Origin of the sequence: Brachybacterium sp. FME24, from assembly GCF_014897705.1 — a bacterium.
Classification (GTDB): Bacteria; Actinomycetota; Actinomycetes; order Actinomycetales; family Dermabacteraceae; genus Brachybacterium.
Map to the genome: position 1 here is coordinate 1 of NZ_JABUXV010000029.1, position 26,430 is coordinate 26,430.

Here is a 26,430-nt window from a genome sequence, read left to right on the forward strand (position 1 = left end):
TGCGGACGTAGCTCAGTTGGTAGAGCATCACCTTGCCAAGGTGAGGGTCGCCGGTTCGAATCCGGTCGTCCGCTCCAGCCTTCCCCCTGCATCCTTCGATGCCCGGGCGATTGGCGCAGCGGTAGCGCGCTTCCCTGACACGGAAGAGGTCACTGGTTCGAACCCAGTATCGCCCACCACGAGAAGACCCCCGGCCTCGGCCGGGGGTCTTCTCGTGGTGGGCGCCGATCCTGAAACGCGCCTCCCTCTCGCACCGCTACTGTGGCCCCATGCAGATCTGGACCGGCAAGTCCTACCCCCTCGGCGCCACCTTCGATGGCTCCGGAACCAACTTCGCCCTCTTCTCCGAGGTGGCCGAACGCGTGGAGCTCTGCCTCGTCGAGGCCGACGGCAGCGAACGCTGCCTCGAGATCACCGAGGTCGACGCGTACGTCTGGCATGTCTACCTTCCGGCCGTGCAGCCGGGCCAGCGCTACGGGTACCGGGTCCATGGTCCGTACGACCCTGCGGGAGGGCATCGGTGCGACCCCTCGAAGCTCCTGCTGGACCCGTACGCGAAGGCGATCGCGGGGATGGCGAGCAATCACCCCTCGCTGTACAGCTACGACTTCGAGGATCCTGAGCAGCGCAACACCGAGAACTCGGCCGAGCACACGATGCACTCCGTGGTGGTCTCCCCCTTCTTCGACTGGGGCAACGATCATCCGCCGGCGCACGAGTACCACGACACCGTGATCTATGAGGCCCACGTCAAGGGCCTGACGATGCTGCACCCGGACATCGACGACAGCATTCGCGGCACCTATGTCGCGATGGGCCATCCGGCGATCATCGAGCACCTCACCGAGCTCGGGGTGACCGCGATCGAGCTGATGCCGGTCCATCAGTTCGTGCAGGATGGTCACCTGGTGGAGAAGGATCTGCGCAACTACTGGGGCTACAACACCATCGGCTTCTTCGCCCCGCACAACGAGTACGCCTACACAGGAGACACCGGACAGCAGGTCCAGGAGTTCAAGCAGATGGTCAAGAACCTGCACGAGGCGGATATCGAGGTCATCCTCGACGTGGTCTACAACCACACCGCCGAGGGCAACGAGAAGGGCCCGACCCTGTGCTTCCGCGGCATCGACAACGCCGCCTACTACCGGCTCGTCGATGACGACAAGGCCCACTACTACGACACCACTGGCACCGGGAACTCCCTGCTGATGCGCACCCCGCACGTGCTGCAGCTGATCATGGACTCGCTGCGCTACTGGGTCACCGAGATGCACGTCGACGGCTTCCGCTTCGACCTCGCCTCGACGCTCGCCCGGGAGCTGCACGAGGTGGACCGGCTCTCCTCCTTCTTCGACATCATCCAGCAGGATCCGGTCATCTCGCAGGTCAAGCTGATCGCCGAGCCATGGGACCTCGGGGAGGGCGGCTATCAGGTCGGTGGGTTCCCGCCCCTGTGGTCGGAGTGGAACGGCGACTACCGCGACACGGTGCGCGACTTCCACCGCTCGGAGCCCGGAGTGATCGGGGACTTCACCTCGCGACTGGCCGGCAGCTCGGACCTGTACCAGCACACGGGTCGCACCCCGATCGCCTCGATCAACTTCGTGACCGCGCATGACGGCTTCACCATGCGCGATCTGGTCTCCTACAACGAGCGCCACAACGAGGCCAACGGTGAGGACGGAAACGACGGCGAGAGCCACAACCGATCCTGGAACTCCGGAGTCGAGGGGCCCAGCGACGATCCGCAGGTGGAGGCGCTGCGACTGCGCCGCGCCAAGAACCTCATGGCCACGCTCCTGGTCAGCCAGGGCGTCCCCATGATCCTGCACGGCGACGAGATGGGCCGCACCCAGGGCGGCAACAACAACACGTACTGCCAGGACAACGAGATCTCCTGGATGAACTGGGAGCTCGACGTGAACCAGATGGAGATGCTCTGGTTCACCCAGCAGATGATCGCGCTGCGCCGGGAGCATCCGATCTTCCGCCGACGCCGTTTCCTGCAGGGTGTCGTGCGCGACGACGCCGACTCGTCCCTGCCGGACGTGGAGTGGCTCGGCACCGATGGTGCCCCGATGACCACCGAGGACTGGGAGTCCGCCCAGAACAAATGCCTGACGATGTTCCTCAACGGATCCTCGATCCCCGAGCCGAACCTGCGCGGTGAGCGCATCGTCGACGATTCCGCGTTGATCATGTTCAACGCCTCCGGCAACGATGTCGACTTCACCCTGCCACCCACCGATCACGGCGAGAGCTGGACCATCACCCTGGGCACCGGGGACTCGGCAGACATCGGCACCGAGCTCGCCGGCGGCGAGACGATCAGTCGGCACGGCCACTCCCTGCTGGTGCTCATGCGGCCTCCTATGGAAACCGGGACAGCGACAGGCCCCGCGTCACGGGCTGCCGATGAACTCGCCGCCGCCACGGACCACGACCAGCCCGCCCGCGCCTGACCGAGCGCTTCCTGCAGGGCCCCGCCAGCGAAGCAGCCGCCAGGACAGAAGGAGAGCATCCCATCGTGACCACCGACCTGTCCCGCCCCTCCCTGGACCGTGAGCAGGCCGGTGCGCCGCGCGGTGTGCCGCCTGCTCCGACCGCCCCCACGTCGACGTATCGGGTACAGCTGCACGAGGGGTTCACTGCCGACGACGCCGTCGCTCTGGTGCCGTACCTCGCCCGCCTCGGGGTCGGCCACGTGTTCTGCTCCCCCGTCCTCCAGGCCTCCCCCGGCTCCCTGCACGGCTACGACGTCGTCGACCACACCCGCATCAGCGAGGAGATCGGCGGGGAGGGCGCGCTGCGCCGCCTCGCCGACGCGGCGCACGCGCACGGCATGGGAATGATCGTCGACGTCGTGCCCAACCACATGGCGATACCCACCCCGATCTGGCACAACCGCGCCCTGTGGTCGGTGCTGCGGGACGGGCCCGCCTCCCCGTTCGCCGACTGGTTCGACCTCGACCCGTCCGCCGAGCGCTCCGTCCTGGTTCCGGTGCTGGGACGCCCGATCGGCGCGGTCCTGGCCGACGCCGAGATCTCGGTGGACACCGAGGAGGTCCCGCAGGCCGACGGCACCTCGGCGCGGGAGACCGTGGTGCGCTACTACGACCACGTGCTCCCGGTCGCCGCCGGCACCGAGCACCTCGGTCTCACGGATCTCCTGGATCGGCAGTGGTACCGCTTGGCCTATTGGAAGGTCTCGGACGACGAGCTGAACTATCGACGCTTCTTCGACGTGGACACGCTGGTCGCGGTGCGCGTCGAACTGCCGGAGGTGTTCGAGGCGACCCATGCCACGCTGCTGCGACTGCAGGGCGAGGGAATCATCGACGGGTATCGCATCGATCATCCCGACGGGCTCACCGACCCCCGCGGGTATCTGCGGGACCTCGAACGGGCAACCCAGGGCGCGTGGACGGTGGTGGAGAAGATCCTCGAGGGCGATGAGCGACTGCCCGGGGACTTCCCCTGTGCGGGAACCACCGGATATGACGCCCTGTGGCGGGTGGGCGGGCTGTTCCACGACCCGCACGGCGCACTCGGACTGACCCACTTGTGGCAGCGCCGCACCGGGGACCAGCGACCGTTCTCGGAGATCGCCGCGGAGTCGACGACGGAGATCATCTCCACCAGCCTGTGGGCCGAGATCGAGCGTCTGACCGCTCTGATCCACCGCATCTGCCAGGAGGACATCCGGCTGCGGGACACCACGCGACGCAACATCCAGAAGGTCGTCATGGCGCTCCTGAGCGCCATGGACCGCTACCGCGCCTATATCGTCCCGGGCGAGCCCGCCCCCGGCTCCGAGCGGTCCGTGATCGAACAGGCCGCGGCCCGGGCCCGTCTCGCACTCGGCGAGGACGAGGACGTGGTGTCCACGCTCGAGACCGTGGTCGCCCTGGTGTGCGGGGACGAGGTGGGCAGCGCGGGCCGCACGGCGAGCGCGGAGCGCGCCGAGGTCATCGTGCGCTTCGCCCAGACCTGTGGCCCCGTGCACGCCAAGGGCCTCGAGGACACCGCGTTCTATCGGTACACCCGGTTCGTGGCGGTCAACGAGGTCGGCGCGGATCCGGAACGGATCGGGGTCGAACCCGACGATCTCCACGACCACGCGCTGGCGATGATGCACACCCACCCCGACTCCATGACCACGCTGTCCACGCACGACACCAAGCGCAGCGAGGACGTGCGGGCCCGCCTCGCCGTGCTCACCGAGCAGCCGCTGGAGTGGGCGCTGACGGTGCAGGCGCTCGACCATGCCACCGCCGAGGCGCACGGCGATCGGGTCGACGGGGCGATCGAGCTGCTGCTGTGGCAGATCCTCGCCGCCTGCTGGGACCTGCCCGGGGCCGATGCCGCGAGGATCACCACGCAGCGACTGGACGGGTACCTGCTCAAGGCGATTCGCGAGGCGAAGACGCACACCACCTGGATCGACCAGGACGCCGAGTACGAGCAGCAGGTGCTGGACCTGGGACGGGCAGCTCTGGCCTCCGAGGTGGTGGACCGGCTCCTCACCGATTGGACTCGTCGTACGCTTCCCACCCAGCGCGCAGCGATCCTCGGGCAGAAGCTGATCCAGCTGACGATGCCGGGCGTCCCGGACGTGTACCAGGGCAACGAGACCATCGATCTGTCCCTCGTGGACCCGGACAACCGCCGCGAGGTCGATCACGCCGGCCACCAGGAGCGACTGGCCCGGATGATCGACGGCGCCGGCCCGGACGGTATCGGCGATGAGAAGCTGTGGATGACCCATCGGGCACTCGTGCTGCGACGGGAGCGCCCGGAGCTGTTCCAGGGCCGTGAGGCCACCTACCGGCCGCTGCCGACCACCACGGGGCATGCCCTCGCCTTCGGGCGCGCCGTGGCGGACGGGCCCGTCGAGGTGGTCACGGTCGCGACCCGCCTCGCGCACGGCCTGGCGCAGCGCGGTGGCTGGGGCGATGCCCGGCTCGCCCTTCCCGAGGGCCGCTGGCGGGACATCCTCAGCGGCGCCGAGCTGGAAGGCGAGATGCTGCCTCTGCACGAGCTGCTCTCCGACTGGCCGGTCGCACTGCTGGTGCGCTGCGAGGAACCGGCGACTGCCCGATGACCACCCCCTCCCCCGTGCCCCGGCGCGCCTATGACCGATTCGAGCTGTGGGCCCCGTCGGCGTCGACGGTCACCGTGCGCATCGACGGCATCGAGCACGAGATGCACTCCGGTGCCGACGACTGGTTCACGCTCCCGGAGGTCGCCGCGGTCCCCGGTGCCCGGTACGCCTTCCGGCTCGAGGACGGCGACCTCTGGCTGCCCGATCCCCGTTCCCTGTCCCAGCCCGACGGCGTCCACGCCGACAGCGAGGTCATCGACCCTCTCGCGCTGCGGGGCGACAGCGCTTGGGAAGGTCGCCGCCTGCGCGGGAAGGTCCTGTACGAACTGCACATCGGCACCTTCACCGCCGGGGCCGACGGCCGTGGCGGCACTTTCGACTCCGCGATCGAGCGGCTCGACGATCTCGTCGATCTCGGGGTGGACGCCGTGGAACTGCTGCCGGTCGCCTCGTTCCCCGGGGGCCGGGGATGGGGCTACGACGGCGTGGGCCTGTACGCGACCCACGCCAGCTATGGGGGCCCGGCCGGGCTGGCCCGCTTCGTCGACGCCGCCCACGCGCGGGGGCTCGCCGTGATCCTCGACGTGGTCCACAACCACTTCGGTCCCGACGGCAATTACCTGGGACTGTTCGGTCCCTACTTCACCGACCGGCATGAGACTCCATGGGGTGAGGCGGTGAACCTCGACCAGCCGGGCTCGAGGCCGGTGCGCGACTTCCTGCTGGGAAGCGCGCGGCAGTGGCTGGTCGACGTCGGCGTCGACGGCCTCCGACTGGACGCCGTGCACGAGCTGCGCGACGACTCGGAGCAGCATTTCCTCGCCGAACTGTCCGAGGCGGTGGCTGCCTGGGAGGCGGAGACCGGGCGCGAGCTGACCCTGATCGCCGAGTCCGACCGCAACGATCCGATGACCGTGACCCCGGTCGCGGCCGGCGGCTCGGGCATGGACATGCAGTGGGCGGACGACGTCCACCACGGGGTGCACGCGTGGATCACCGGCGAGCGCGCCGGCTACTACACCGACTTCGGCAGCGCCGACGTCCTGACCACCGTGCTGACCCGTATCTTCCGCCACGCCGGGACCTACTCGACGTTCCGAGAGGCGATCTGGGGCGTTCCTGTGGATCCTGCCTCGGCCCACTACGACGGCCACTCGTTCGTGACCTTCCTGCAGGACCACGATCAGGTGGGCAATCGCGCCCTGGGTGACCGGATCCACCAGGCACTGGCGCCCGGGCAGCACGCCGCGGCGATCGCCCTGATCCTGCTGGGACCGGGCACGCCGATGCTGTTCCAGGGCGAGGAATGGGCGGCCTCGACCCCCTTCACCTTCTTCACCGATCACGACGACGAGCTCGGTGCCCTGGTCAGCGCAGGGAGAGCGGAGGAGTTCGCCGCCACCGGGTGGAGCACCCAGGTGCCTGACCCGCAGCTGCGCTCCACCTTCGAGTCGGCGATCCTGCGCTGGGACGAGTCGGGCCGCGGCGAGCATGCCCGGATGCTCGCCTGGTACCGCACCCTCCTCGCTCTGCGGCGGGAGCATGGTGATCTCACCGATCCGGACCTGCGACGCACCAGCGCCGAGGTCGTGGCCGAGGGGACCGTCCTGCTGCGTCGCGGGTCCCTGGGGCTGCTCGCGCACCGGGGTCCGGGCCCGCTGACGGCGCCACGGCGCGCTGCGGAGATCCTGGCGTCCTTCGGCCCGGTGAGCCGTGGCGCCGATGGCGCTGTCCACATGGCTGGTGCCGGCGCCGCGGTCCTTCGTCTGCCCGAGGAATGAGGGTGGAGGTCCTCAGCGGGCGCACCCCGCGCACCGTGCTCAACCCCGAGGTGCTGACGCACGCCGGGGCCCGAGGCTGCGGCTCCCGGATCAGATGAGCTGCACGATGCCGTAGACCACCAGCACCAGGACGAAAGCCACGACGGACTCGATGGCCTGCTGCACCGTCCAGGTCTTCAGCGTGGTCTTCACGTCCATGCCGAGCAGTCTGCCCACCAGCCAGAAGCCCGAGTCGTTGACGTGGCCGGCGAATACGGAGCCGGCGGCCATGGCCATGACGATGCAGGCGACCTCGAGGGAGCCGGCCCCGGAGGCGAGGACTGCCGGCGCGATCAGCGCGGCAGCCGTGGTCAGCGCGACAGTCGCCGACCCCTGGGCGAGGCGCATCGCCAGAGCGATGGCGTACGCGGCGATGATCAGCGGAATCCCGGCAGCGGCGAGCGAGGATTCGATGGCGTCGCCGATTCCGGTGGCGCGCAGCACGCCACCGAACATTCCTCCGGCGCCCGTGATGAGGATGACCGAGCAGACCGGGCCCAGCGCCTTCTCCAGGGTGGCTTCGATGGCCGTGCCGGAACGTCCGCGACGGAAGCCGAACATCACGATCGTGACCAGCGCGGTGATCAGCAGCGCGATCGGGGTCTCGCCGATCATCCGCAGCGCCTGCACCCAGCCCGCCTCGGCGTCGACGACGCCGGAGGTGGCCAGCGTGTTCAGCCCCGTGTTGAGCAGGATCAGCAGCAGCGGGAGCACGAGCACGAAGATGACCTGCCACGGCGCGGGCGGATGCTCGACGTCTGCGGCCTCGTCCGCGGTGCCGAAGAGGTCCCGCACGGGCAGATTGTACTTGCGGGCCACATGCTTGCCCCAGAGGTGGCCGGAGACGAACCAGGTCGGGAAGGCGAGCAGGAGGCCGAGGATCATGACGATCCCGATGTCTGCCTGGACGAACTCGGAGGCGGCCACCGGGCCGGGATGCGGGGGCACGTAGACGTGCATGACGGACAGCGCCGCAGCGACGGGGAAACCGAAGGCGAGCACGTTGTTCGTGAGTCGGCGGGCGATGGCGTACACGATCGGGATCATCAGCACGAACGCCGCATCCATGAAGATCGGGAAGCCGATGAACAGCGCGGTCACCCCGAGTGCGAAGGGTGCACGTCTCTCGCCGAACAGGCGGATCATCGCTTCCGCCAGGGCGCGGGCGCCTCCGGACGCTTCGACCAGTGCTCCGAGCATTGCACCGATCGCGACCAGCAGTGCGACGCCGCCCACGGTCCCCCCGAAGCTGTCGACCAGCGTCGGGACGATGTGCTGTGCCGGCACGCCGGCCGTGATCGCGGTCAGCAGGCTGACCAGGATCAGTGCGAGGAAGGCGTGGAGCTTGAATCTGATCACCAGGAACAGCAGCAGGGCGACGGCGACGAGCGCCAGTCCGATCAGCCCGCCGCCTCCCAGCCAGCTGCTCCATCCGGTTTCTTCTATCCAGTCCATGGGAAGGAGATCCTCTTCGTCACGTCAACGGGCCGCACTGCGGCCCGGGGGATCCAACAGATGTCGATGATCGTCACAGGCTCCGGCCCTCGCGCTGATGGGCGCCGGACGCGGAGCGGACGAGGTCGACCGCGATCTGACCGACCTCGCCGGGGTCGCGACCGGGAGTGTAGAGGAAGGACCCGATGCCCGCACCTGCGGCGCCGGCCCGGATCCAGGTCGCGATGGTGTCGGTGGTGATACCGCCGACGGGCAGGAACGCGGCGTGCTCGGGCACCACCGCGGACCAGGCTCGCATGACGGGGACCCCGAGCCCGTCGGCCGGGAAGATCTTGAGATGCCGGGCGCCGGCGCGGAGCGCGGCGAACACATCGGTGGCGGTGGCCACGCCCGGGTACGGGGTCATGCCGAGCTCGAGGGCGCCGGCGATGATCTCCGGATCGGTGTTCGGAGCCACCACCAGGCGGCCGCCGGCGTCCGCCACCCGGGGAACGTCCACCGGATCGACCACCGTGCCGGCGCCGATCTCCGCGACGTCCCCGAATCGATCCGCGAGGAGGCGGATCGAGTCGAAGGGCTGCGGGGAGTTCAACGGCACCTCGAAGCGGGTGATCCCCGCGTCCAGGAGCGTCTCGCCGATCGCCGGTGCCTCGGCGGGGGTCAGACCCCGCAGGATGGCGATGAGAAGGGGTGCCTGATCAGTCATGTCATGATCCTTCCACGGATGGCGCGGGCGAAGCGATTCATCACTGCACCGCTCCGCAGCGGTGTCAGCGGCCGAGGTAGCCGCCGTCGACCGGGACCACCGCGCCGTGCATGTAGTCGGCGCCCTCGCTGGTGAGGAAGAGGACGGCGCCGGCGATGTCCTCGGCGCGCCCCCAGCGACCGGCGGGGATGCGGCCGAGGATCTCGCCGTTGCGGGCCGTGTCCTCGCGCAGGGAGACGTTGAGCTCGGTGGCGACGTAGCCAGGCGCCACGGCGTTGACCGCCACTCCCCGACCGGCCCACTCATTGGCGACGGACTTCGTGAACTGCCCGACCGCACCCTTGGACGCGGCATAGGCGGAGGCGTCCAGACCACCGAAGAAGCTGAGCATCGAGGCGATGTTGATGATGCGGCCCTGCCCGCGCTCGAGCATCGGACGGCCGAGCTCCTGGGTCAGCTGCACGACCGCCTCGAGATTGACGTTCATGACCTGGGAGAACTCCTCGAGCGGGAAATCCTCGAAGGGATGGCGCAGGTTGATGCCCGCGTTGTTGACCAGGATGTCGACCTGGTCCTCGGCGAGCACCTGGCGCACGGCCTGCCCGCGCGCGGCGGGATCGGAGAGGTCCACGCCGATGCACCGGTGGCCGGGCCCGATCGCCGTGGTGCCTCGCTGGAGACCGATCACCTGTGCTCCGGCGGCGAGCAGGCGTTCGGTGATGGCGCGGCCGATGCCGCGGGTGGATCCGGTGACGACGGCGGTCGCCCCGGACAGGTCGACGCTGAGGGATCCGGATGCAGACATGTCACTCCTGGTGTCGAACTCGAAGGGGGTGGGGTGTCATCGCGGAGCGATGAGGGCCGGGACGCGCGGCACCCCGGGACCGGCAGCGCGGTCAGTGGATGTGGGAGCCGCCGTTGACGTCGAGAGTGACTCCGGTGAGGTAGCCGCCGTCGCGTCCCAGAAGGTAGCCGATGGCACCGGCGACGTCCTCGACGGTGCCGACGCGGCCCACCGGCAATTCCTGCAGCAGGATCTCCTTGCGCTCGTCGCTGAGGCGCCCGCCCATGATGTCGGTGTCGATCGACCCGGGGGCGACGGAGTTCGCGGTGATGCCGTACTCGCCGAGCTCGCGTGCCCAGGTCTTCGCGAATCCGAGCAGGGCCGCCTTCGAGCCGGAATAGGCCGCGCGCCCGTAGACTCCGCCGCCCCGCTCGGCGGAGGCGCTGGAGACGTTCACGATGCGCCCCAGGCTGTGGCGCCGGAAGAGCTTCACGGCTTCGCGGGTCACGAAGAAGGTCCCGTGGACGTTGACGTCGAAGACGCGCTTCCACTCCTCGGTGCTGACCTCGGTGAACGGGGTGGGCGAGGAGATGCCGGCGTTGTTGACCACGCCGACCAGCTGCGGCAGCTCGGCGTCGATCCGTGCGACCGCGTCGATGACCTGCTGCTCGTCCGAGATGTCGACGCCCAGGCCCAGGGTGGGGACTCCATGCTGTGCCGCGACGTCGCGGGCGACGGCCTCGGAAGCGGGCGCGTCCAGGTCCATGACGGCGACGGCCCATCCCTGGGAGGCGAGGCGATGAGCGGTGGCTCGGCCGATGCCCCGTTCGGAGGCGGCGCCGGTGATGAGCGCGGCGGGCTGCGCCGGGAAGTCGGAAGCGGGGTACGGGGTCAGCGCCATGGAATGCTCCTGTGCGGTGGATGGTACGGGCTGGATGATCTGCGAGCGGAGGGGTGGCCGCGATCGACCAGATAAAATATGATTCGGAGTCTATGTTCTCCCCCGGTGCTTGTGAAGGAGCTTCCATGGATCGTCCGCGCGCGGCAGTGATCGGCCTGGGCCCGATGGGGCATCCCATCGCGGCCAACCTCCTTGCGGCGGGATCGGCTCCGGTGGTGTGGAACCGGACTGCGAGCCGGGCCGACGACCTCGTCGCCGCCGGGGCGGTCCGCGCACCGACCCTCGCGGACGCCGCCGCACCGGTGATCCTCTCCGTCCTTCCGGACGTGGCACAGCTGCAGGACCTGCTCGATGCGCCGACGCGATCCGCCTGGGGCGCGGCCGGCGCGCGCCTGGTGGTCATGTCGACCACCGGCCCCGACCAGGTGGTGGCGCTGTCCGAGGAGCTCGCAGCCGACGGCATCGCTGTGGTGGATGCTCCGATGTCCGGCGGCGTCGCGGGCGCGACGGCGGGAACCTTGTCGATCATGGTCGGCGGGGACGAGGAGGACGTCGCGGCCGTCCGTCCCGTCCTCGACGTGATCGGAGGGACGATCGTGCACCTGGGACAGCTCGGCAGCGGGACGGTCGCCAAGCTCTGCAATCAGATCGTGGTCGGGGGAACGCTCGCCGCCCTCGGTGAGGCCTTCGCCCTGGCGCGGCGCTCGGGGTTGGACGCCCACCAGCTGGTCCATGTGCTGGACGCCGGTCTCGCCCGCAGCGAAGTGCTCTCCCAGAAGCGGGACAAGCTCCTGCAGCGCGAGTACTCCCTGGGAGGCTCGGCGGCCAACCAGGTCAAGGACCTGCTCTACGCGACCGCGGCTGCCGAGCGGGTAGAAATTCCCTCCCGGCTCCTGCCTACGCTGCTCGCCCTGTACTCGGAGGCGATCGACCAGGGGCACGGCGCGGTGGACCATGCGGTGATCCAGGAGCTGTACCTCGATCAGCAGGACTGAGATGCCGGGGGTCGGGTACCGTCCGGCCGGGCCAGGGCGCGCTGCGTGACGGCGCGCACGTGGCTCGCCATGGCGTCCCGTGCGGCGTCGGCGTCACCGCGGGTGATCGCCTCGAGCACGGCCTCGTGCTCGGTCACCGAGACGTCGGCGTCGTCCACCCCGGCCTCCCCGAAGCGCCGGAACCGCAGCGTGTGCACCGGGATCGCGTCGAGAGCCGCCGCGAGGTACGGATTCCGCGCGGCGCGCGCGATCCCCGCATGGAACGCGGTCGAATGGTGGAGGTAGCCCTCGTACTCGCGAAAGCGGGCTCCGACCCCGGCGGCAGCGGTCTGCGCGGAAGTGGCGGCCAGCTCCTCGCGCTCGGCCGCCGTGGCATGCCTCGCGGCAAGCGCCGCCAGCTGCGGTTCGAGCAGCAGGCGGGCCTCTCCCATGGTGCGCACGTGATCGTCGTCCGGCGGCGAGGTGACGACGAAGCCGCGCATCGGGAGGTAGTCGACGAGCTTCTCCCCGGTGAGAAGATTCAGCGCCTCCCGCACCGGGGTCGCGCTCATGCCGAGATCCTCGGACAGCGCAGCGATCCGCAGAGGGGTCCCCGGAGCGATGGTGCCGTCCATGATGCGGCCGGCGAGCGAGCGACGGGCCTGCTCCGAGCGGGAGCTGCGCGCGGCGTCGATCGCCCCCGGTGACGCCACCCCGGGCACCGCCGGCGTCTCGACCTGATCGATTCCCGGACTCCGAGTCCCGTGGCGTGTCACGGGACCGGTTCGGGGGCCGGGTCGTCGGAGTCCTTCCGCAGCACTTCGGTGCCATCATGCGCCAGGGATGCGAGCCGGGACAGGGCGCGGAAGTACTTCTTGCGGTACCCGCTGCGCAACAGATCGGGCGCGAAGAGATCGGAGACGACCTGTTCGCCCCCGTCCTCGTGCGCGACGGCACCGCCGTGCTCGGGACCCGTCGGAGCCCCGGCATCGGAAGCATCGTCCTGCGGCGCTGCGGCACTCGGCGCAGCGGAGAGCAGCACCGGCACCTCGCGGTCGTAGAGGCGGTCCACCAGCACCACGAATCGCAGCGCGTCGTGATGATGGCGGAGCCCATGGATCCCGGTGATGTGAGCTGCCGCGACGGTGTCGATCATCGCCCCGTAGCGGGAGGGATGGACCGTGGTGAGGTGGGCGAGCAGATCGTCGAAGGCGTCCAGCGTGCTGCCTGTCTGCTGGTCGGCGTGCTCGCGCACCGCGAGTTCGGGCAGGGCGACGACCTCGGTGACCCCGTCGCGGCGCCGATAGTCCTCGCCGTCGATGCGGAGCACCTGGAACCGTTCGGCCATCGCCTGGATCTCCCGCAGGAAGTCCTGGGCCGCGAAGCGCCCCTCGCCGAGCGCGTCGGGCAGGGTGTTGGAGGTGGCCACGACGGCGACACCACGGTCCGAGAGCTCCCGGATCAGACGGGTCATCAGGAGCGTGTCACCCGGGTCATCGAGCTCGAACTCGTCGATGCACACCAGCACCGACTCCCCCAGCAGGTCGACGGCCTTCTGGAAGCCCAGCGCCCCGACCAGGTCGGTGTACTCCACGAAGGTGCCGTACACGCGTTGGCCGTCGACGGCATGGAACAGGGAGGTGAGCAGGTGGGTCTTGCCCACGCCGAAGCCACCATCGAGGTAGATGCCGCGGGCGGGTTCGCGGCGGCGGCGCAGCTTGGCGAGGAAACCGCCTCGGGGGCGGCCGAGCTGGGCGGCGAACTCGGTGACGCGCTGTTTGGCCTCCTCCTGCGACGGGAAGGTCGGGTCGGGCACATAGTTCTCCAGCCGCGCCCGCGAGAAGCGCGGCGGAGGCACGAGATCCTCGAGCAATCGCTCGAGGGTCGGTTCCGGCCGGCGGTCACAGAGCGCTTCAGTCACGGCGGCAGTCTATGGTCCGCCCGTACCTCCTCGCCGGTTCGTGCTCGCCCGCACGGTGAGAGATGATCGTTCCTGCGCTCATCCCGTCCTCGACCCGACCTCGTTCACGGTCCCGCTCCCCCGCCCGTACCTGGCTCGACCCACCCGGAGGTTCTCCCGTGCATCTGCTGCTGCGAGACGGAGCACTGCTGCCCGCGCCGATGCCGCTGCCGGTCGATGCCGCCGGGGCGCGAGCGCTCGCCGAGCTCTACGCCGTGCCTGCGCTGCCCGCAGGCGCCGTGCACGTGCGGGCGATGATGAACACCACCCTCGACGGCGCGATCCGAGGGCCGGACGGGACCAGCGGCCCGCTGCGCAATCCCGACGACTCCTTCGTCTTCGACGTGCTGCGGGCCCTGACCGACGTGGTGCTGGTGGGGGCCGCGACCGTGCGCGCTGAGGACTATCGGGCGCCGCTGGGACGCAGTGACCTGCTCGAGCCGTCCCGTCGTCCGGGCGGAGCAGCGCGACCTGCCCTCGCGATCTGGTCCAACAGCGGCCAGCTGCCTTCCTCCCTCGACCCGGATCAGCCCACCTACCTGATCGCTTCGCCGAACTCCGCGCAGGAGGCTGGCGAACGTGCAGGTCTCCCGCCCGAGCAGGTCATCCCCGCCGCGACCGCCACCGCGGCGATACGAGGCCTGGCCGAACGGGGTCTGCGCGGCATCCAGGCAGAGGGCGGACCGTCGGCACTGGGGCGGCTCGCCGCCGCCGGGCTGCTGGACGAACTGTGCTTCTCGACCACGCATCGCACCGTCGGCGGGTCGTCCTCCCGGGTGCTCGTGGGCGAGGACCACGCGCAGGCCTGGGAGCCGGAATCGTTGATCATCGGCGAGCATGCGACGATCTCGCGGTTCCGTCGCACGCCCTGAGATCGCACGCCCGGAGGCGGGGCCGGTGGTGCGCGGTGCATCAGACCGTCATCCAGGCGACTGAACACCAGCCGGCACGCGATCGCGCGTCAGCCCCATCCTCTCCGCGCGGCGTGTCGGCTCAGAGTCGAAGCCCGATCGACTCCTCGAGCGCGGCGGACCCCGGGTCGCGCACCGGCACCTGCAGCGCCGCAACCTCTTCCTCGAGGCCGAGGATGCGACCGAGATAGTCGGCCAGCAGGCGTTCGTAGCGCACGGGATCACGATTCCACTCACGCGTGTGCGAGGCGCCCTCGAAGGGCTCGAACTCCACCAGGTCGGGACGCAGGGCGGCGAGGCGACGACTCGGATCCGGCGGCACCGTCGCATCGTCCAGCGCGTGGAACAGCTGCGTGGGATGGATCAGATGCTCGAAGTAGTACTCGGGGGTCATCTCATGCAGGGCGAGCGGCTCGTGCAGTCGCACCATGCGGCCGCCGACCCGAGAGGTCATCATCCACATGGCCAGGCGGCGCATCGGCCTCGGCGCCCTCAGCGCGGTGGCGTGGTAGATCAGGATGTCCTGCCAGTCGATCGCCGGGGAGTCGAGGACCAGGCCGACGATGCGGTCGCGGTGCGCCGTGCGCACGGAGGTGCGCAGTGCGATGCCTCCACCCATCGACCAGCCGACCAGGACGATGCGGCGGGCACCATGGGCCAGGGCGAATTCGATCGCCGCCTCGGTGTCCTCCCACTCGTCCGCGCCCAGGTGGTACATGCGGTCCGCGGAGGCAGGAGCACCGGTGTCGTTGCGGTAGGTGATGGTCAGGCTGGTCAGTCCCAGCCGGTGCAGCAGCGGGATCACTCGCAGCGCCTCCCCGCGCATGGAGCCGTGGCCGTGGATCAGGATCGCCCAGGTGTCGCCGGAGCCGGGCATCGCACCCTGGGCTCCATCGGGGCGCACCAGCCATGCGGGCATCGATCCCACCGGGGAGTCGACCTCGACCTCCTCGGTCTCCAGGCCATGCGCGGTGTGCGGTGACCCGGCCCAGAAGAATCCGTTGACGGCGGCCTTGTCCACCTGGAGCGGTTCGACCGTGTCCGCTGCCAGCAGCGGACGCGAGACCGTGGTCGGGGTGGGGTGGCCGTCGACCGGTCCCAGTCGTACATGGACCGCACCGCCTGACTGCCGCAGTGCGAGATACCCGTCGCGCGAGGCCTCCTTGGCCACGTCGACGTGGACCCGGTCGGGATGGACCGCGCGCACGGGCAGATCGGGCCGGTGGCGCATGCCCTGCTGCGGGACCAGGGGAAGCCGCGCCATCACGCGAGCACCCACGGCCAGCAGACCTGCGCTGAGCGTGAACATCGAGGCGGCCCCCACTGCACCGATGACGGCGGCTTCCGCCCATCGTCCCTGATCAGAATGGGGGCGGATGGCCTGTGCCCAGCCCAGAGGGCCGGTGGCGGGGCGGGTCCGAGAAAGGTCACGCGTCATACCGCGCATCCTATCGGCGCACTAGGATCGAGGCTGTGAACAGACGTTCACCATCCGGCGCGGGACAGGACCGTCCCGCGGACGAGCGCGACGCCCCGGGCGCCGCAGAGCGGAGGCTCCTTCGATGTCCACCGACCCGATCGGCACGCGTCCCTATCCCATCGCGATCAGTGACGAGCAGTGGCGGGAGCGACTCTCCCCCGCCGAGTACCAGGTGCTGCGTGAGGGAGCCACCGAGCGTCCCGGCACCGGGGAGTACGAGGAGGTGCGACCGGCCGGCACCTACGCCTGCAAGGCGTGCGATGCGGAACTGTTCACCGCGCAGACCCAGTTCGACGCCCACTGCGGCTGGCCCGCCTTCTACGCGCCGACGGATTCCGACGCGGTCGAGCTGCTCGAGGACACCTCCTTGGGAATGCGTCGCGTCGAGGTGCGCTGCGCTCGGTGCGGTTCGCACCTCGGGCACGTCTTCGAGGGCGAGGGCTTCGCCACGCCCACCGATGAGCGCTTCTGCATCAACTCGATCAGCCTGGTCCATCGCGAGGCCTCCCCCGCCGACGGCAGCACCGCTCCCTGACATCGCCGCCGCGCGGGATCCCGGCGCGCCTGCCGGGCCCGATGCGGTCGCGCCGTTAGTCTCCCACCGTGTCCGTCCATCGATTCCGCCCCGGCGACGACACTTTCCGTGCCGCCATCGAGGCCATGACCAGCGCCCCGCTCCGACCCGAGTTCACCTGGGGCAGTATCCCAGCGCCCGCGAAGATGGCACCGTCCACCTGGGCCTGCACCGGGGAGATCCTGATCCACGACGAGGAGCTCGCCTCCGGTCGCATGGTGATCCTCCACGATCCCGCCGGGCAGGAGGCCTGGGACGGCACCTATCGGATGGTGGCTCTGATCCAGGCACAGCTCGAACCGGAGTTCGCCATCGAGTCGATGCTCGGCGACGTGGCCTGGTCCTGGGTGACGGAATCCCTCGAGCTGCACGGCGCGGATGCCCGCGAGCTCGGCTGCACGGCCACCCGTGTGGTCTCTCAGTCCTACGGCGCGCTCGCCTCGCGCGCCTCGACCGTCGACGTCGAGATGCGCGTCTCCTGGACCCCCGAGGGCGACACCGAGACTCCTGATCTCGCCCCGCATTTCGCCGCCTGGACAGCAATGCTGGCCTCCGCGGGCGGTCTTCCCCCCTCCCCGCCCCAGGTTGCACCGATCGCTCCCACCCACCACGCGAGGGCCCCGCGCCCCGAGGAAGCCGGTGACGCCCGGTGACCGAGACACCCCCTGTCACCGATCTGAAGAGCCCGCGAGACGGTCTCGTTCCGGTCATCGATCGGATCCAGCCGCTGCTCGCCTGGTGCGAGGCCGCGGCCTCCGCGCCGGGCGAGCCCGTCGCGGTCGATGCCGAACGGGCCTCGAGCTACCGCTACAGCTCGCGCGCATATCTCGTGCAGCTTCGCACCGAGGCCGCCGGGACCGCACTGATCGATCCGCTGGCCTTCACGATGCCGACGACGCTGCTGAGCCTGCTGTCCACCCGCGAGTGGGTGCTGCACGCGGCCGGGCAGGACCTGCCGAGCCTTGCGGAGCTGGGCATGCACCCCGCGAGCCTGTTCGACACCGAGCTCGCCGCGCGTCTGCTCGGGATGGACCGGGTGGGTCTCGGCGCCGTCGTCGAGGACACCCTCTCTCTGCTCCTGGCGAAAGAGCATTCCGCTGCCGACTGGTCCAAACGCCCCCTGCCCCCCGGCTGGCTGACCTACGCCGCCCTCGACGTCGAAGTGCTGGTCGAGGTGCGCGACGTCCTCGCCACGCGTCTGCGCGACGTCGGCAAGGAGGACTGGGCCCGCCAGGAGTTCGAGTACGAGCGCCTGCGGGACCACGGCCCGACCCGTTCGTCGAGCTGGCGCGGACTGCACGGCCTCGGAAGCCTGCGCTCGACCAGACAGCTCGCCGCGGCCCGGGAGATGTGGAGCCGTCGCGACGAGATCGCCGGCGGCGAGGACCTCTCCCCGCACCGTGTGATCAAGGACCGCGACATCGTCGCCGCCGCCAAGGAGGCTCCCCACGGCCGCGAGGCCTTCGATCGGGCCCTGCCCGCCAAGCTGCGCAAGAAGGACATCTGGTGGCAGGCGGCCCGATCCGGACTGGAGCTTCCTCCGGCGCATCTGCCCGAGCGCTCCGAGCGCTCCTACCCTCCCGCGCACAAGCTCTGGTCCAAGAAGTATCCGGAGGTCTGGGAGCGGTACCAGGTGGTGCGCACGGCGGTCGGTGAGCGCGCCGAGGACCTGGAGCTGCCCCCGGAGAATCTTCTGCAGCCTGCGCTGCTGCGCCAGTGGGTGTGGGAGCACGAGCAGGTGCCCGAGGAATCATTTCTCGAGGGCGAACTGATCGCGCTCGGTGCGCGACCGTGGCAGGCCGAGCAGTCCGCCCCCGTCATCCACCGGGCGTTGACCGAGCCGCTCTGAGCGGCAGGGCTGTCACCCTTGCGGGTTGTCCCTCGCCGCGGTTCGATGGGGACATGGACGACGACGCCCCCGGCTCGACCCCTTCCGCCGCTGACAGCACTGCCGACACTGCCGACACTTCGACTCGACCATTTCTGACCGGGTGGATCGGGGTGGTGCTCAGCGCGCCGCGCGCCCAGCCCCTCGCGCACTTCTACCGAGACCTGTTGGGCTGGCCGCTGCATGCCGATGGCCCGGACTGGTGCACGATGCAGATCCCCGGGGCCCCCGCGAACCTCGCCTTCCAGAGCGAGGCGCAGTACGCCCCGCCCATCTGGCCGGCCGGCGCAGGGGACCCGCACATGATGCTCCACCTGGACATCGGCGCCCGTGACGTGCCACAGGCCGTCGCCGCGGCGCAGGAACTGGGCGCTCGTCTGGCCGAATTCCAACCTCAGGACGACGTACGCGTGATGCTGGACCCCGCCGGACACCCGTTCTGCCTCTACGCGGACGGCTGACCCGGGCGGAGGACACACCTGCGCGGTCCGTGGTCGACCGCGGGGCTCAGTCGCGTCCGGGTCGCTGAGGGAAGGGGGCATCGGCCGCTCGCAGCTCCGGGGCCCGCCCCCCGCTCGCGGCCACGGCCCGGTGCGCCTGCAGCGCGAGGATCCCGGCGACGGTGGTGGCATTGGTCAGGCGACCCTCGAGCACAGCGGCCACCGCCTCGGCGAGCGGGACCCAGCGGATCTCGATCTCTGCCTCCTCGTCGGTGCGCTCGAAGTCAGCCCCCTGCGTCGCCGCCGTCACCGGCGTGACGCCGGTGGCGAGGTACACGCGGATCACCTCGTCGCTGCCGCCCGGGCTGGGCCGCAGGTCCACCAGGGTCTGCAGCTGCGCTGCCGTGTGCCCGGTCTCCTCGGCGAGCTCCCGCAGGGCCCCGACGTGCGGGCCCTCGCCGCTCACGTCGAGCAGCCCGGCCGGGATCTCCCAGAGGGTGTGGCCGACCGGGTGGCGGTACTGACGGATCAGCAGCACGCGGTCCCGGTCGTCGATCGCGAGCACCGCGACGGCGCCGGTGTGCCACATGTATTCGCGGTCGAACTGCACCCCGGGAGCGAAGTCGACCGTGTCACGCACGATGTCCCACACCATCCCGGAATGAACTCTCGTCCGAGCGGCCACCGGGCGGGCGCCGGGATCGTCGACCACTGTCATGAGATCACTCCTGATCAGCCGTGGTGGGGCTGCCGGGCGAGGCGCTGCCGACAGCGTTCTCGGGCTCGACCTCGAGCAGGCGGGTGGCCTTCTGCAGGTCCAGTGCCGCACCGATGAGCCCTGCGAACAGCGGGTGGCAGCGGGTGGGTCGGGACTTGAGCTCGGGGTGGGCCTGGGTACCGATGTAGTACGGGTGCACCGCGGTGTCGAGCTCGACGAACTCCACCAGCGAGTGGTCGGAGGTCAGCTCCGAGACTCCGGAGACGAGCAGTCCCGCCTCCTCCAGTCGCGCACGGTAGGCGTTGTTGACCTCGTACCGATGGCGATGGCGTTCCGCGACGTCGGTGCCGGCGTAGGTGCGGGCCGCGAGGGAGCCCTCGACCAGGGTGTGATCGTAGGAGCCCAGGCGCATGGTGCCGCCGAGATCGCCGGAGCCGGAGACGATGTCCTCCTGCTCGGCCATGGTCGCGACGACCGGGTCCGAGGTGTCGGGGTCGAACTCGGTGGAGTGCGCGTCGGCCAGGCCCAGCACGTTCCGGGCGTACTCGATGACCATCGACTGCATGCCCAGGCACAGGCCGAGGGTGGGGATGGCGTGGGTGCGGGTATAGCGCAGCGCACCGACCTTCCCGTCGACCCCGCGGATCCCGAATCCTCCGGGGATCACGATGGCGTCGACGTCGCGCAGCTGTTCGTGCGCGCCCTCCTCGGTCGCGCACAGATCCGACTCCACCCAGCGGATGGCGACCTTCGCATGATGGTGGAAGCCGCCGGCGCGCAGGGCCTCGGTGACCGAGAGATACGCGTCGGGCAGATCGATGTACTTGCCGACCAGGGCGACGGTCACCTCGTAGGAGGGATGACGCACGCGCTGGAGCAGGGACTCCCACTGGGCCCAGTCCACGTCGTGGCTGAGCAGGTCGAGACGGCGGATCGCGTAGGCGTCCAGCCCCTCCCCGTGCAGCACGATCGGGATCTCGTAGATGGAGGGGGCATCGGCGCAGGTCACGACAGCGTCGAGGTCGACGTCGCACATCGAGGAGATCTTCGCCTTGACGGAGGTGGGCAGCTCGCGGTCCGAGCGCAGCACGATCGCATCGGGTTGGATCCCGATGGAGCGCAGCGCCGCGACGGAATGCTGGGTCGGCTTGGTCTTGAGCTCCTGGGAGGGCCCGATGAACGGCACCAGGGAGACGTGCACGAAGAAGACGCTGTCCCGGCCGATGTCCTGGCGCACCTGGCGGGCGGCCTCCAGGAACGGCTGGGACTCGATGTCACCGACGGTGCCGCCGATCTCGGTGATGATCACGTCGACGTCTTCACCGGCCTGGGAGCGCATGGACTCCTTGATGGCGTTGGTGATGTGCGGGATGACCTGCACGGTGTCACCGAGGTATTCGCCGCGGCGCTCCTTGGCGATGACGCCGGAGTACACCTGCCCGGTGGTGACGTTCGCGTCGGCGCTGAGGTTCTCGTCGAGGAAGCGCTCGTAGTGGCCGATGTCGAGATCGGTCTCAGCGCCGTCCTCGGTGACGAAGACCTCGCCATGCTGGAACGGGTTCATCGTGCCCGGGTCCACATTGAGGTACGGGTCGAGCTTCTGCATCGTGACCCGCAGGCCTCGGCTGCTCAGCAGCATCCCCAGGGACGAGGCGGTCAGGCCCTTGCCGAGACTGGAGACCACTCCCCCGGTGACGAAGATGTGCCTGGTGGTACCGGGGTTCCGGAAGGGCTTGGCCGAAGCGGCCTGGCCGATGCGGGGAAGGGTGCCGGGGCTGGACTGGGGGGTGCTCGCGCTGATATCTGCCACGGACTGTCAACCTACCATCGGCCCGGGCCCGGAACCAGCACCTCGGTCAGCTGCGTGATCATGTCCTGGGTCGTGGGCAGCTCGAGGGCTCGCCCACGGGAGCGCTGCTCGCCGTGCCGACGCCTCTGCGGCTCGCGATGAGCAGCGATCGCAGCGGCGAGGGCCGGTGCATCGCCGACGGGCACCAGATGTGCGGCGTCGCCGGTGACCCAGCGGGTGCCCCCCGCATCCGTCGCGACGATCGCGCGGCCGGCCCGCAGCGCCTCCTGCAGCCAGACGGGCTGTCCTTCCCAGAGCGCGGCGGAGACCACGAGATCAGCGGCCTCCAGGAGATCGGGGACGTCCTGGCGCCGACCGAGCAGTTCGACGGGCAGCTGCTCGTCACGGATACGAGCCGAGAGCTGCTGGTGGAGGGGGCCGTCCCCGGCGACGCGGATCCGCACCGGGCTGCCGGTCCCCAGCAGGGCGGCGGCGTCGAGGAGGTCGTCCAGACCCTTCTGCGGGGCGAGACGCGCGACCACGAGCACCTCCAGGGCGTCGTCCCCGGCGCCAGCCTCCTCGGCGCAGACGGCCTCGGCGCGGCGTTCGACGGTGGGCCGCTCCGGTGCCGGCACCACGGCATGTCGCACATCGCGTGCGCCGACGCGCCGGGCGTCCTCGGCGAGGTCCGGGGAGACCGCGAGGACGGTGTCGGCGCGGCGCGCGATGACGCGTAGCAGAATCGCGCCGACGACGCGCACCAGGGGCGAGCCGACCGTGCGGTTGTGCAGGGTGACGGCCACCCGGATCCGGGGTCCTCGGGGGGCCGCGAGGGCTGCGAGGGCACCCGCGCGCAGGCCGTGGGCATGGACCGCTACGGGTGCCGGAGCGGCGACCAGGCCTCGACGGAGGGCGCGCACGGTGCGGAGGTCCTCGAGAGGATGGGGCCGTTCGAGGATGCGCACCGGGGCTTCGCGCACGTCGTAGCCTGCTGCCGACAGTTCGCGCAGCTCCTGGTCGACATGGGCGGCGAGCCCCCCGCTGGCCTGCGGCCGCACCAGGATGATGCTCACCGGTCCGTCTCCTCGGTCACGGTCGACGGCGTGGTCGAGCCCGTGGACCGGCCGGCCTCGGCGTCGGCGTCGCTGCGCGGGTGGGGGTGGGGCTTCGAGCGATTCTCGGTATCCCCAGCACCGGCGCGCCCCCTGCCTCGCACGCGGTCCAGGAGGTCCTTCGCCAGCGGTGGATCGGCCGAGGCCATCACCCCACCGGCCAGCACTGCGGCGACGATGCCGGCGGCGATCCCGGCCACGACGGCCCCGACCGCACCGGTGTTCGTGGTCACCATCACCTTCCCGAGCAGCATGCCGGGGATACCGCCGACCAGCAGGGCGAGGGGGGTGAGGATCGCGGTGCGCCGAACCCGCGGCAGGTCGCCCCCGGGTTCGAGGATGTCGGAGATGCGCGCGAGCCCGACCAGCGCCGAGACCGCCATCCCGATCGCGATCGAGATCCCGAACGCCGTGGAGGCCTCTGCGGCCGAACGGGTCGGACTCGGAATCACCAGGAGCATGATCAGCACCGCGGCGATCCCCCAGCCGACGGACCCGACCAGCAGGGCATCGCGTGCACGCAGCGCAGCCGAGAGGATGCGGGTGCACTGGATCGCGACGGCGAAACCTGCCAGGCCCAGGGCCAGGGCCGCCGCGGTCGAGCCGACGCCGGTGGCGCCTGCGCGGTCGATGAGACGGAAGAACTGCTCGAGGGCCGGGGCACCGGCGAACAGCATCGCGCCGCCCACGACGGAGACGACCATGACGGTGCGCACCGATGCCGAGGCCAACGCGGCGAAGCCCGTGGTGTCTCCCACCAGGCGCAGCTCCGAGAGGTGCGGGAACACCGCAGTGACCAGGGGGACCACGACGATCGCATAGGGCAGCAGGTAGAGCGCCTGGGCGTACTGGAAGACCGGGAGGGTCCCGGTGCCGCCGGCACGCATCGCGAGCAGGAGCACGAGGGCGAGCACGACCTGCTGCGCTCCGACAGCCCCCAGCCCTGCGCCGCCGAGCGCCCGGGCCCGACGTCCGTAGTGCAGAGGCATGGTCAGGGCCGGCCGCAGATGCAGTCCCGAGCGCAGAGCCGCGATGACGACAGGAACGGACATGGCCGCGACGCCGGCGGTGGTTCCCCATCCGAGCCAGGCGATGGCGCCGTCCCCGATGGTGGTGCTGGTCGCGACCGGGGGGACCAGCCACGCGTACACGCGGTAGGAGATCATCACCACGACGGAGGAGATCAGAGGCATCATCGCAGGCCACAGGAAGCGCTTGCGCGCCTGCAGGTACGCCGCGAGGACCACCGAGACCCCGTACAGCGGGAGCTGGACAGCGAAGATGCGCAGCAGGACCGCGCCGAGGTGCACGCCGCCGGCGGCCGTCTCCTCGGTGGCCAGCAGGAGTTGGGCGAGGGGATGGGCGAACACGATGACGAGGAGAGCGAGCGCTCCGGTGCCCAGCAGAGCCCAGGTCAGCAGGACCGAGACGATGCGGTCCGCGCGTGCGGCGCCGTCGCGCCGGTCCAGGCGCAGCGGCAGTCCGTCGGTGTCGAGGCTCGAGCTGCGTCGGGTCGAGCTCTCCCCCGTGGAGGCGGGTCCGTCCGCGGCCGGGTTCGTTCCGTGCTCGATCCGGTCGTCGTCGGCCTCCGCAGGCGCCGCAGGGTCGCGCTCCGGCACGAGCCCTGCGATCAACGGCACGACCACGGCGGCGAGCGCGCCGCCCGCGACGACCTCGAACAGCACGTTGGGCAGCAGGTTCGCGGTGGAATAGGCGGTGCCGACGTCTCCGGCCCCGACGCTGGCCCCGAACACGAGGTAGCGGACGAAACCCGCGATGCGCGCGATCACGGTGATCACGAGGATCAGTCCGGCTCCGCGCAGCACGGCGCGAGTGATACCTGATCCGGCTGCGGATCCGGGGTGCGCAGAGGTCATCGGCCCTCCCCGTCGGTCTCGTCGGTGCGGCCAGAGCTGCGCCGTCCCAGCTGATCCACGGCGCGCAGCGCCGGGGTGGCGTCGATGACGGCGCTGAAGCTGACCTTCTCACTGGCCAGCGTCAGAGCGACCACGGCGCTCAGCAGGGCCAGGTGGGCGGGGACCGGAAGAGTACGCGCTGCGGCGGTGCCCGCGGCGGCGCCGAGGATGTTCGCACCGGCGTCGCCGAGCATCCCGTACTCGCGCAGGTCCGTCGCCACGGCGAGCATTCCCGGGATCAGCGCCGCACGCGCCAGAGCGCGCCCGCTGCGTGCCCGCTCGTCGTCGACCGACGAGAGGGCGAGCACCAGACTCGCAGCAGGCAGAACGACCTTGAGGGCGCGCCCCGGTCGCAGGTCCAACAGGTTGGCGAGGTTCGCGCAGCCGGCCGCGAGAGCACCGTCGGCCAGGACCATCGCGGAGGAGCGCGGGCCGGGAGCCGTCGCCGCGGCGGCCAGGGCGAGCAGGGGGATGCCGAGAGCCTTGGCGGCCCCCGTGGTCAGGTGTCCGCCGCGCAGCGCGCCGAGATGCCCTCGCAAACCCTTGGAGACGGTCCGTCCGGCGCGCCGTTGACGAGGTTCCAGCAGATCGTCGGCCAGACCCAGGGCTCCGATGCCGGCGAGTGCGGCGGCCTCGTGGGGTCGGGACGTGCGCAGCGCCAGTGCGCTCACGCCCACGACGACGAGGGCACCTTCTGCGAGGCTCACACGGCGTCCGGCGAAGTTGATGCGTCGCAGCTCGCTCCGGAGGCCGGCTACGCACTCCCTGACTCCGCGATGAGGAGAGGACGGCGGGTGCTGCGGGTCCTGAGGGAGCCGGGGGACCTGCGGCGTCACTCCGCTCCCCCGCCGTCGGAGGGTTCGGCCTGCCCATCGGCCGCCCCGCTGTCCTGGTCGCCGCCTGCTGCGGCATCCTCGAGGTCCTGCGTCTCCGGAAGGGCGGGGAGGCGGTCCTCCGCGTCGGCCGTGGTGCCGTAGGCGCCCGAGCCCCCGCGATTCTGCTCGATCAGCGCGAGCACCGACAGGAGCGGCCCGTCGGCTTCCTGCAATCGGTCCGTGGTGGAGAGACCGTCGAAGCCGTGATCCCCGCGCACGGTGCGCAGGATCCCGGTCGCGGCGTCGTTGTGCGGGGTCGTGGCGGATACCACGGCAGGGACCTCGGCCTCGGAGAGTGCCGTGAGCAGGGCTGTCTGGGATGCGAGCAAGCTCTGTGCCCGTTCGGTGGCGACGGCGCCCTCCTCCGAATCCTCCTCGAGCGCCTCGGGGGCGGCACTGGCGAACACGACGCCGTCGGCCTCAGCGGGCAGGTCACCGTCGATGGCGACCAGCTGCTGCGCGGTGAGCACGTCCCAGACCTGGGTGCGCAGCTCCGGCGTGAGCTCGCCGGATTCCGAGGGCGTCAGCAGGGCGACGATCACTCGGGACAGCTGCTCGGAGTCGCTGAGCTCGCCGCCGAGCAGGGACGGGGCGATGCCGCGGAGCTGCTCGACCGCGTCCGCGCGCTTCTGCTCCTGGCCCGGCTCCCACAGGGCGGCCTGCAGGTCGATCCTCACGGCCGAGGACACACCCGCGTCCTCGAGCAGCGTCAGGATCCGCTCGATCCCGGGGCGGGTCGAGGAGTCGTCGGTCAGGACTGCGACTCGCCGCCCGTCGAGGGTGTCGGCGACGAGGTCCGGGCCGAGCTCCGTGACGAAGGAGGCCAGCTGGTCGTTCCGGGTCGCGAGCTCGTCGGCCTGCGTGCGCAGTTCGTCCTGCTCGGAGCGCAGCTGCTCGACCTGGCCGGCGAGCTGGTCGCCGAGGTTCTCGCGCAGCGGTCCGGCCCCGAGCACGATGCCGACGGCGAGCGCCAGGAACACGGAGATCAGGGAGACGAGGTGGTAACGGAAATCGATCACG

At 70.5% G+C, this 26,430-nt stretch carries 22 protein-coding genes and 2 tRNA genes; 11 read left to right on the plus strand and 13 right to left on the minus strand.

Annotation, left to right across the window (positions count from 1 at the left end; genetic code table 11):
* Position 1 precedes the first annotated feature (1 nt).
* The 5 genes from INT51_RS20925 (at position 2) to treZ (ending at position 6,888) form a co-directional block, all read left to right on the plus strand.
* Positions 2-77 (plus strand) — tRNA-Gly (locus INT51_RS20925).
* Between the two features lie 27 nt (positions 78-104).
* A tRNA-Val gene (locus INT51_RS20930) sits at positions 105-179 on the plus strand.
* 90 nt (positions 180-269) lie between these two features.
* Positions 270-2,465 carry a glycogen debranching protein GlgX gene (gene glgX, locus INT51_RS20935; RefSeq protein ID WP_193107355.1) on the plus strand — a complete coding sequence of 732 codons (2,196 nt, stop codon included), beginning with the start codon at positions 270-272 and terminating at the stop codon, positions 2,463-2,465.
* Positions 2,466-2,530: 65 nt separating this feature from the next.
* Entirely contained in the window at positions 2,531-5,107 is a 2,577-nt protein-coding gene (gene treY, locus INT51_RS20940; protein WP_370540846.1) for a malto-oligosyltrehalose synthase, read from the plus strand.
* Positions 5,104-6,888 carry a malto-oligosyltrehalose trehalohydrolase gene (gene treZ / locus INT51_RS20945; protein ID WP_193107356.1) on the plus strand — a complete coding sequence of 595 codons (1,785 nt, stop codon included), beginning with the start codon at positions 5,104-5,106 and terminating at the stop codon, positions 6,886-6,888. The genes treY and treZ overlap by 4 nt, the downstream gene beginning before the upstream one ends.
* A 90-nt stretch (positions 6,889-6,978) precedes the next feature.
* On the opposite strand, the gene INT51_RS20950 is transcribed toward treZ, so the two are convergent.
* The 4 genes from INT51_RS20950 to INT51_RS20965 all read right to left on the minus strand — a co-directional run bounded on the left by INT51_RS20950 (position 6,979) and on the right by INT51_RS20965 (position 10,773).
* Positions 6,979-8,382, minus strand: a complete 1,404-nt coding sequence (locus INT51_RS20950) for a GntP family permease (RefSeq protein WP_193107357.1) — start codon at positions 8,380-8,382, stop codon at positions 6,979-6,981.
* A gap of 73 nt (positions 8,383-8,455) precedes the next feature.
* Entirely contained in the window at positions 8,456-9,088 is a 633-nt protein-coding gene (locus tag INT51_RS20955; RefSeq protein WP_193107358.1) for a 2-dehydro-3-deoxy-6-phosphogalactonate aldolase, read from the minus strand.
* A 64-nt stretch (positions 9,089-9,152) separates the two neighbouring features.
* Positions 9,153-9,893 (minus strand): SDR family oxidoreductase, encoded by a 741-nt coding sequence (locus INT51_RS20960; protein WP_193107359.1) that lies wholly within the window; start codon positions 9,891-9,893, stop codon positions 9,153-9,155.
* Between the two features lie 91 nt (positions 9,894-9,984).
* A complete protein-coding gene (locus INT51_RS20965) occupies positions 9,985-10,773 on the minus strand; it encodes an SDR family NAD(P)-dependent oxidoreductase (protein ID WP_193107360.1) in 789 nt (262 codons plus the stop codon).
* A gap of 125 nt (positions 10,774-10,898) precedes the next feature.
* Between INT51_RS20965 and INT51_RS20970 the strand changes: the two genes are divergently transcribed.
* Positions 10,899-11,768 carry an NAD(P)-dependent oxidoreductase gene (locus INT51_RS20970; RefSeq protein WP_193107361.1) on the plus strand — a complete coding sequence of 290 codons (870 nt, stop codon included), beginning with the start codon at positions 10,899-10,901 and terminating at the stop codon, positions 11,766-11,768.
* Here the strand turns inward: INT51_RS20970 and INT51_RS22785 are convergent.
* The gene (locus INT51_RS22785; RefSeq protein ID WP_193107362.1) at positions 11,756-12,460 is read right to left on the minus strand and encodes a GntR family transcriptional regulator; all 705 of its coding nucleotides are present in this window, start codon (positions 12,458-12,460) and stop codon (positions 11,756-11,758) included. The genes INT51_RS20970 and INT51_RS22785 overlap by 13 nt on opposite strands.
* A gap of 59 nt (positions 12,461-12,519) precedes the next feature.
* A complete protein-coding gene (zapE, locus tag INT51_RS20980) occupies positions 12,520-13,668 on the minus strand; it encodes a cell division protein ZapE (protein ID WP_193107363.1) in 1,149 nt (382 codons plus the stop codon).
* 158 nt (positions 13,669-13,826) lie between these two features.
* On the opposite strand from zapE, the gene INT51_RS20985 reads away from it, so the two are divergent.
* Entirely contained in the window at positions 13,827-14,579 is a 753-nt protein-coding gene (locus INT51_RS20985) for a dihydrofolate reductase family protein (RefSeq protein WP_193107364.1), read from the plus strand.
* Between the two features lie 121 nt (positions 14,580-14,700).
* Here INT51_RS20985 and INT51_RS20990 read toward each other — a convergent pair whose 3' ends face one another.
* Positions 14,701-16,056 (minus strand): S9 family peptidase, encoded by a 1,356-nt coding sequence (locus INT51_RS20990; protein ID WP_193107365.1) that lies wholly within the window; start codon positions 16,054-16,056, stop codon positions 14,701-14,703.
* 124 nt (positions 16,057-16,180) lie between these two features.
* Here INT51_RS20990 and msrB point away from each other — a divergent pair, with 124 nt between their 5' ends.
* From msrB to INT51_RS21010, 4 genes are all read left to right on the plus strand, one after another.
* Positions 16,181-16,633, plus strand: a complete 453-nt coding sequence (gene msrB, locus INT51_RS20995) for a peptide-methionine (R)-S-oxide reductase MsrB (protein ID WP_193107366.1) — start codon at positions 16,181-16,183, stop codon at positions 16,631-16,633.
* A gap of 68 nt (positions 16,634-16,701) precedes the next feature.
* Entirely contained in the window at positions 16,702-17,325 is a 624-nt protein-coding gene (locus tag INT51_RS21000) for a DUF3000 domain-containing protein (protein WP_193107367.1), read from the plus strand.
* Complete coding sequence (locus INT51_RS21005) at positions 17,322-18,521, plus strand: HRDC domain-containing protein (RefSeq protein WP_193107368.1); 1,200 nt, start codon at positions 17,322-17,324, stop codon at positions 18,519-18,521. The genes INT51_RS21000 and INT51_RS21005 overlap by 4 nt, the downstream gene beginning before the upstream one ends.
* A 53-nt stretch (positions 18,522-18,574) precedes the next feature.
* Entirely contained in the window at positions 18,575-19,021 is a 447-nt protein-coding gene (locus tag INT51_RS21010; protein ID WP_193107369.1) for a VOC family protein, read from the plus strand.
* A 46-nt stretch (positions 19,022-19,067) separates the two neighbouring features.
* On the opposite strand, the gene INT51_RS21015 is transcribed toward INT51_RS21010, so the two are convergent.
* The 6 genes from INT51_RS21015 to INT51_RS21040 form a co-directional block, all read right to left on the minus strand.
* Positions 19,068-19,718, minus strand: coding sequence for an NUDIX hydrolase (locus tag INT51_RS21015; protein WP_193107370.1), 651 nt, complete (start codon positions 19,716-19,718; stop codon positions 19,068-19,070).
* 4 nt (positions 19,719-19,722) lie between these two features.
* A complete protein-coding gene (locus tag INT51_RS21020) occupies positions 19,723-21,528 on the minus strand; it encodes a CTP synthase (RefSeq protein WP_193107371.1) in 1,806 nt (601 codons plus the stop codon).
* Between the two features lie 11 nt (positions 21,529-21,539).
* Complete coding sequence (locus INT51_RS21025; RefSeq protein ID WP_193107372.1) at positions 21,540-22,580, minus strand: glycosyltransferase; 1,041 nt, start codon at positions 22,578-22,580, stop codon at positions 21,540-21,542.
* Entirely contained in the window at positions 22,577-24,496 is a 1,920-nt protein-coding gene (gene murJ / locus INT51_RS21030; protein WP_193107373.1) for a murein biosynthesis integral membrane protein MurJ, read from the minus strand. Before murJ ends, INT51_RS21025 begins: the two co-directional genes overlap by 4 nt.
* Positions 24,493-25,242 carry a hypothetical protein gene (locus tag INT51_RS21035; RefSeq protein WP_304502278.1) on the minus strand — a complete coding sequence of 250 codons (750 nt, stop codon included), beginning with the start codon at positions 25,240-25,242 and terminating at the stop codon, positions 24,493-24,495. Before INT51_RS21035 ends, murJ begins: the two co-directional genes overlap by 4 nt.
* Before the next feature lie 125 nt (positions 25,243-25,367).
* On the minus strand, positions 25,368-26,429 hold the full coding sequence (locus INT51_RS21040; protein WP_193107374.1) for a copper transporter: 1,062 nt from the start codon (positions 26,427-26,429) through the stop codon (positions 25,368-25,370).
* Position 26,430 lies beyond the last annotated feature (1 nt).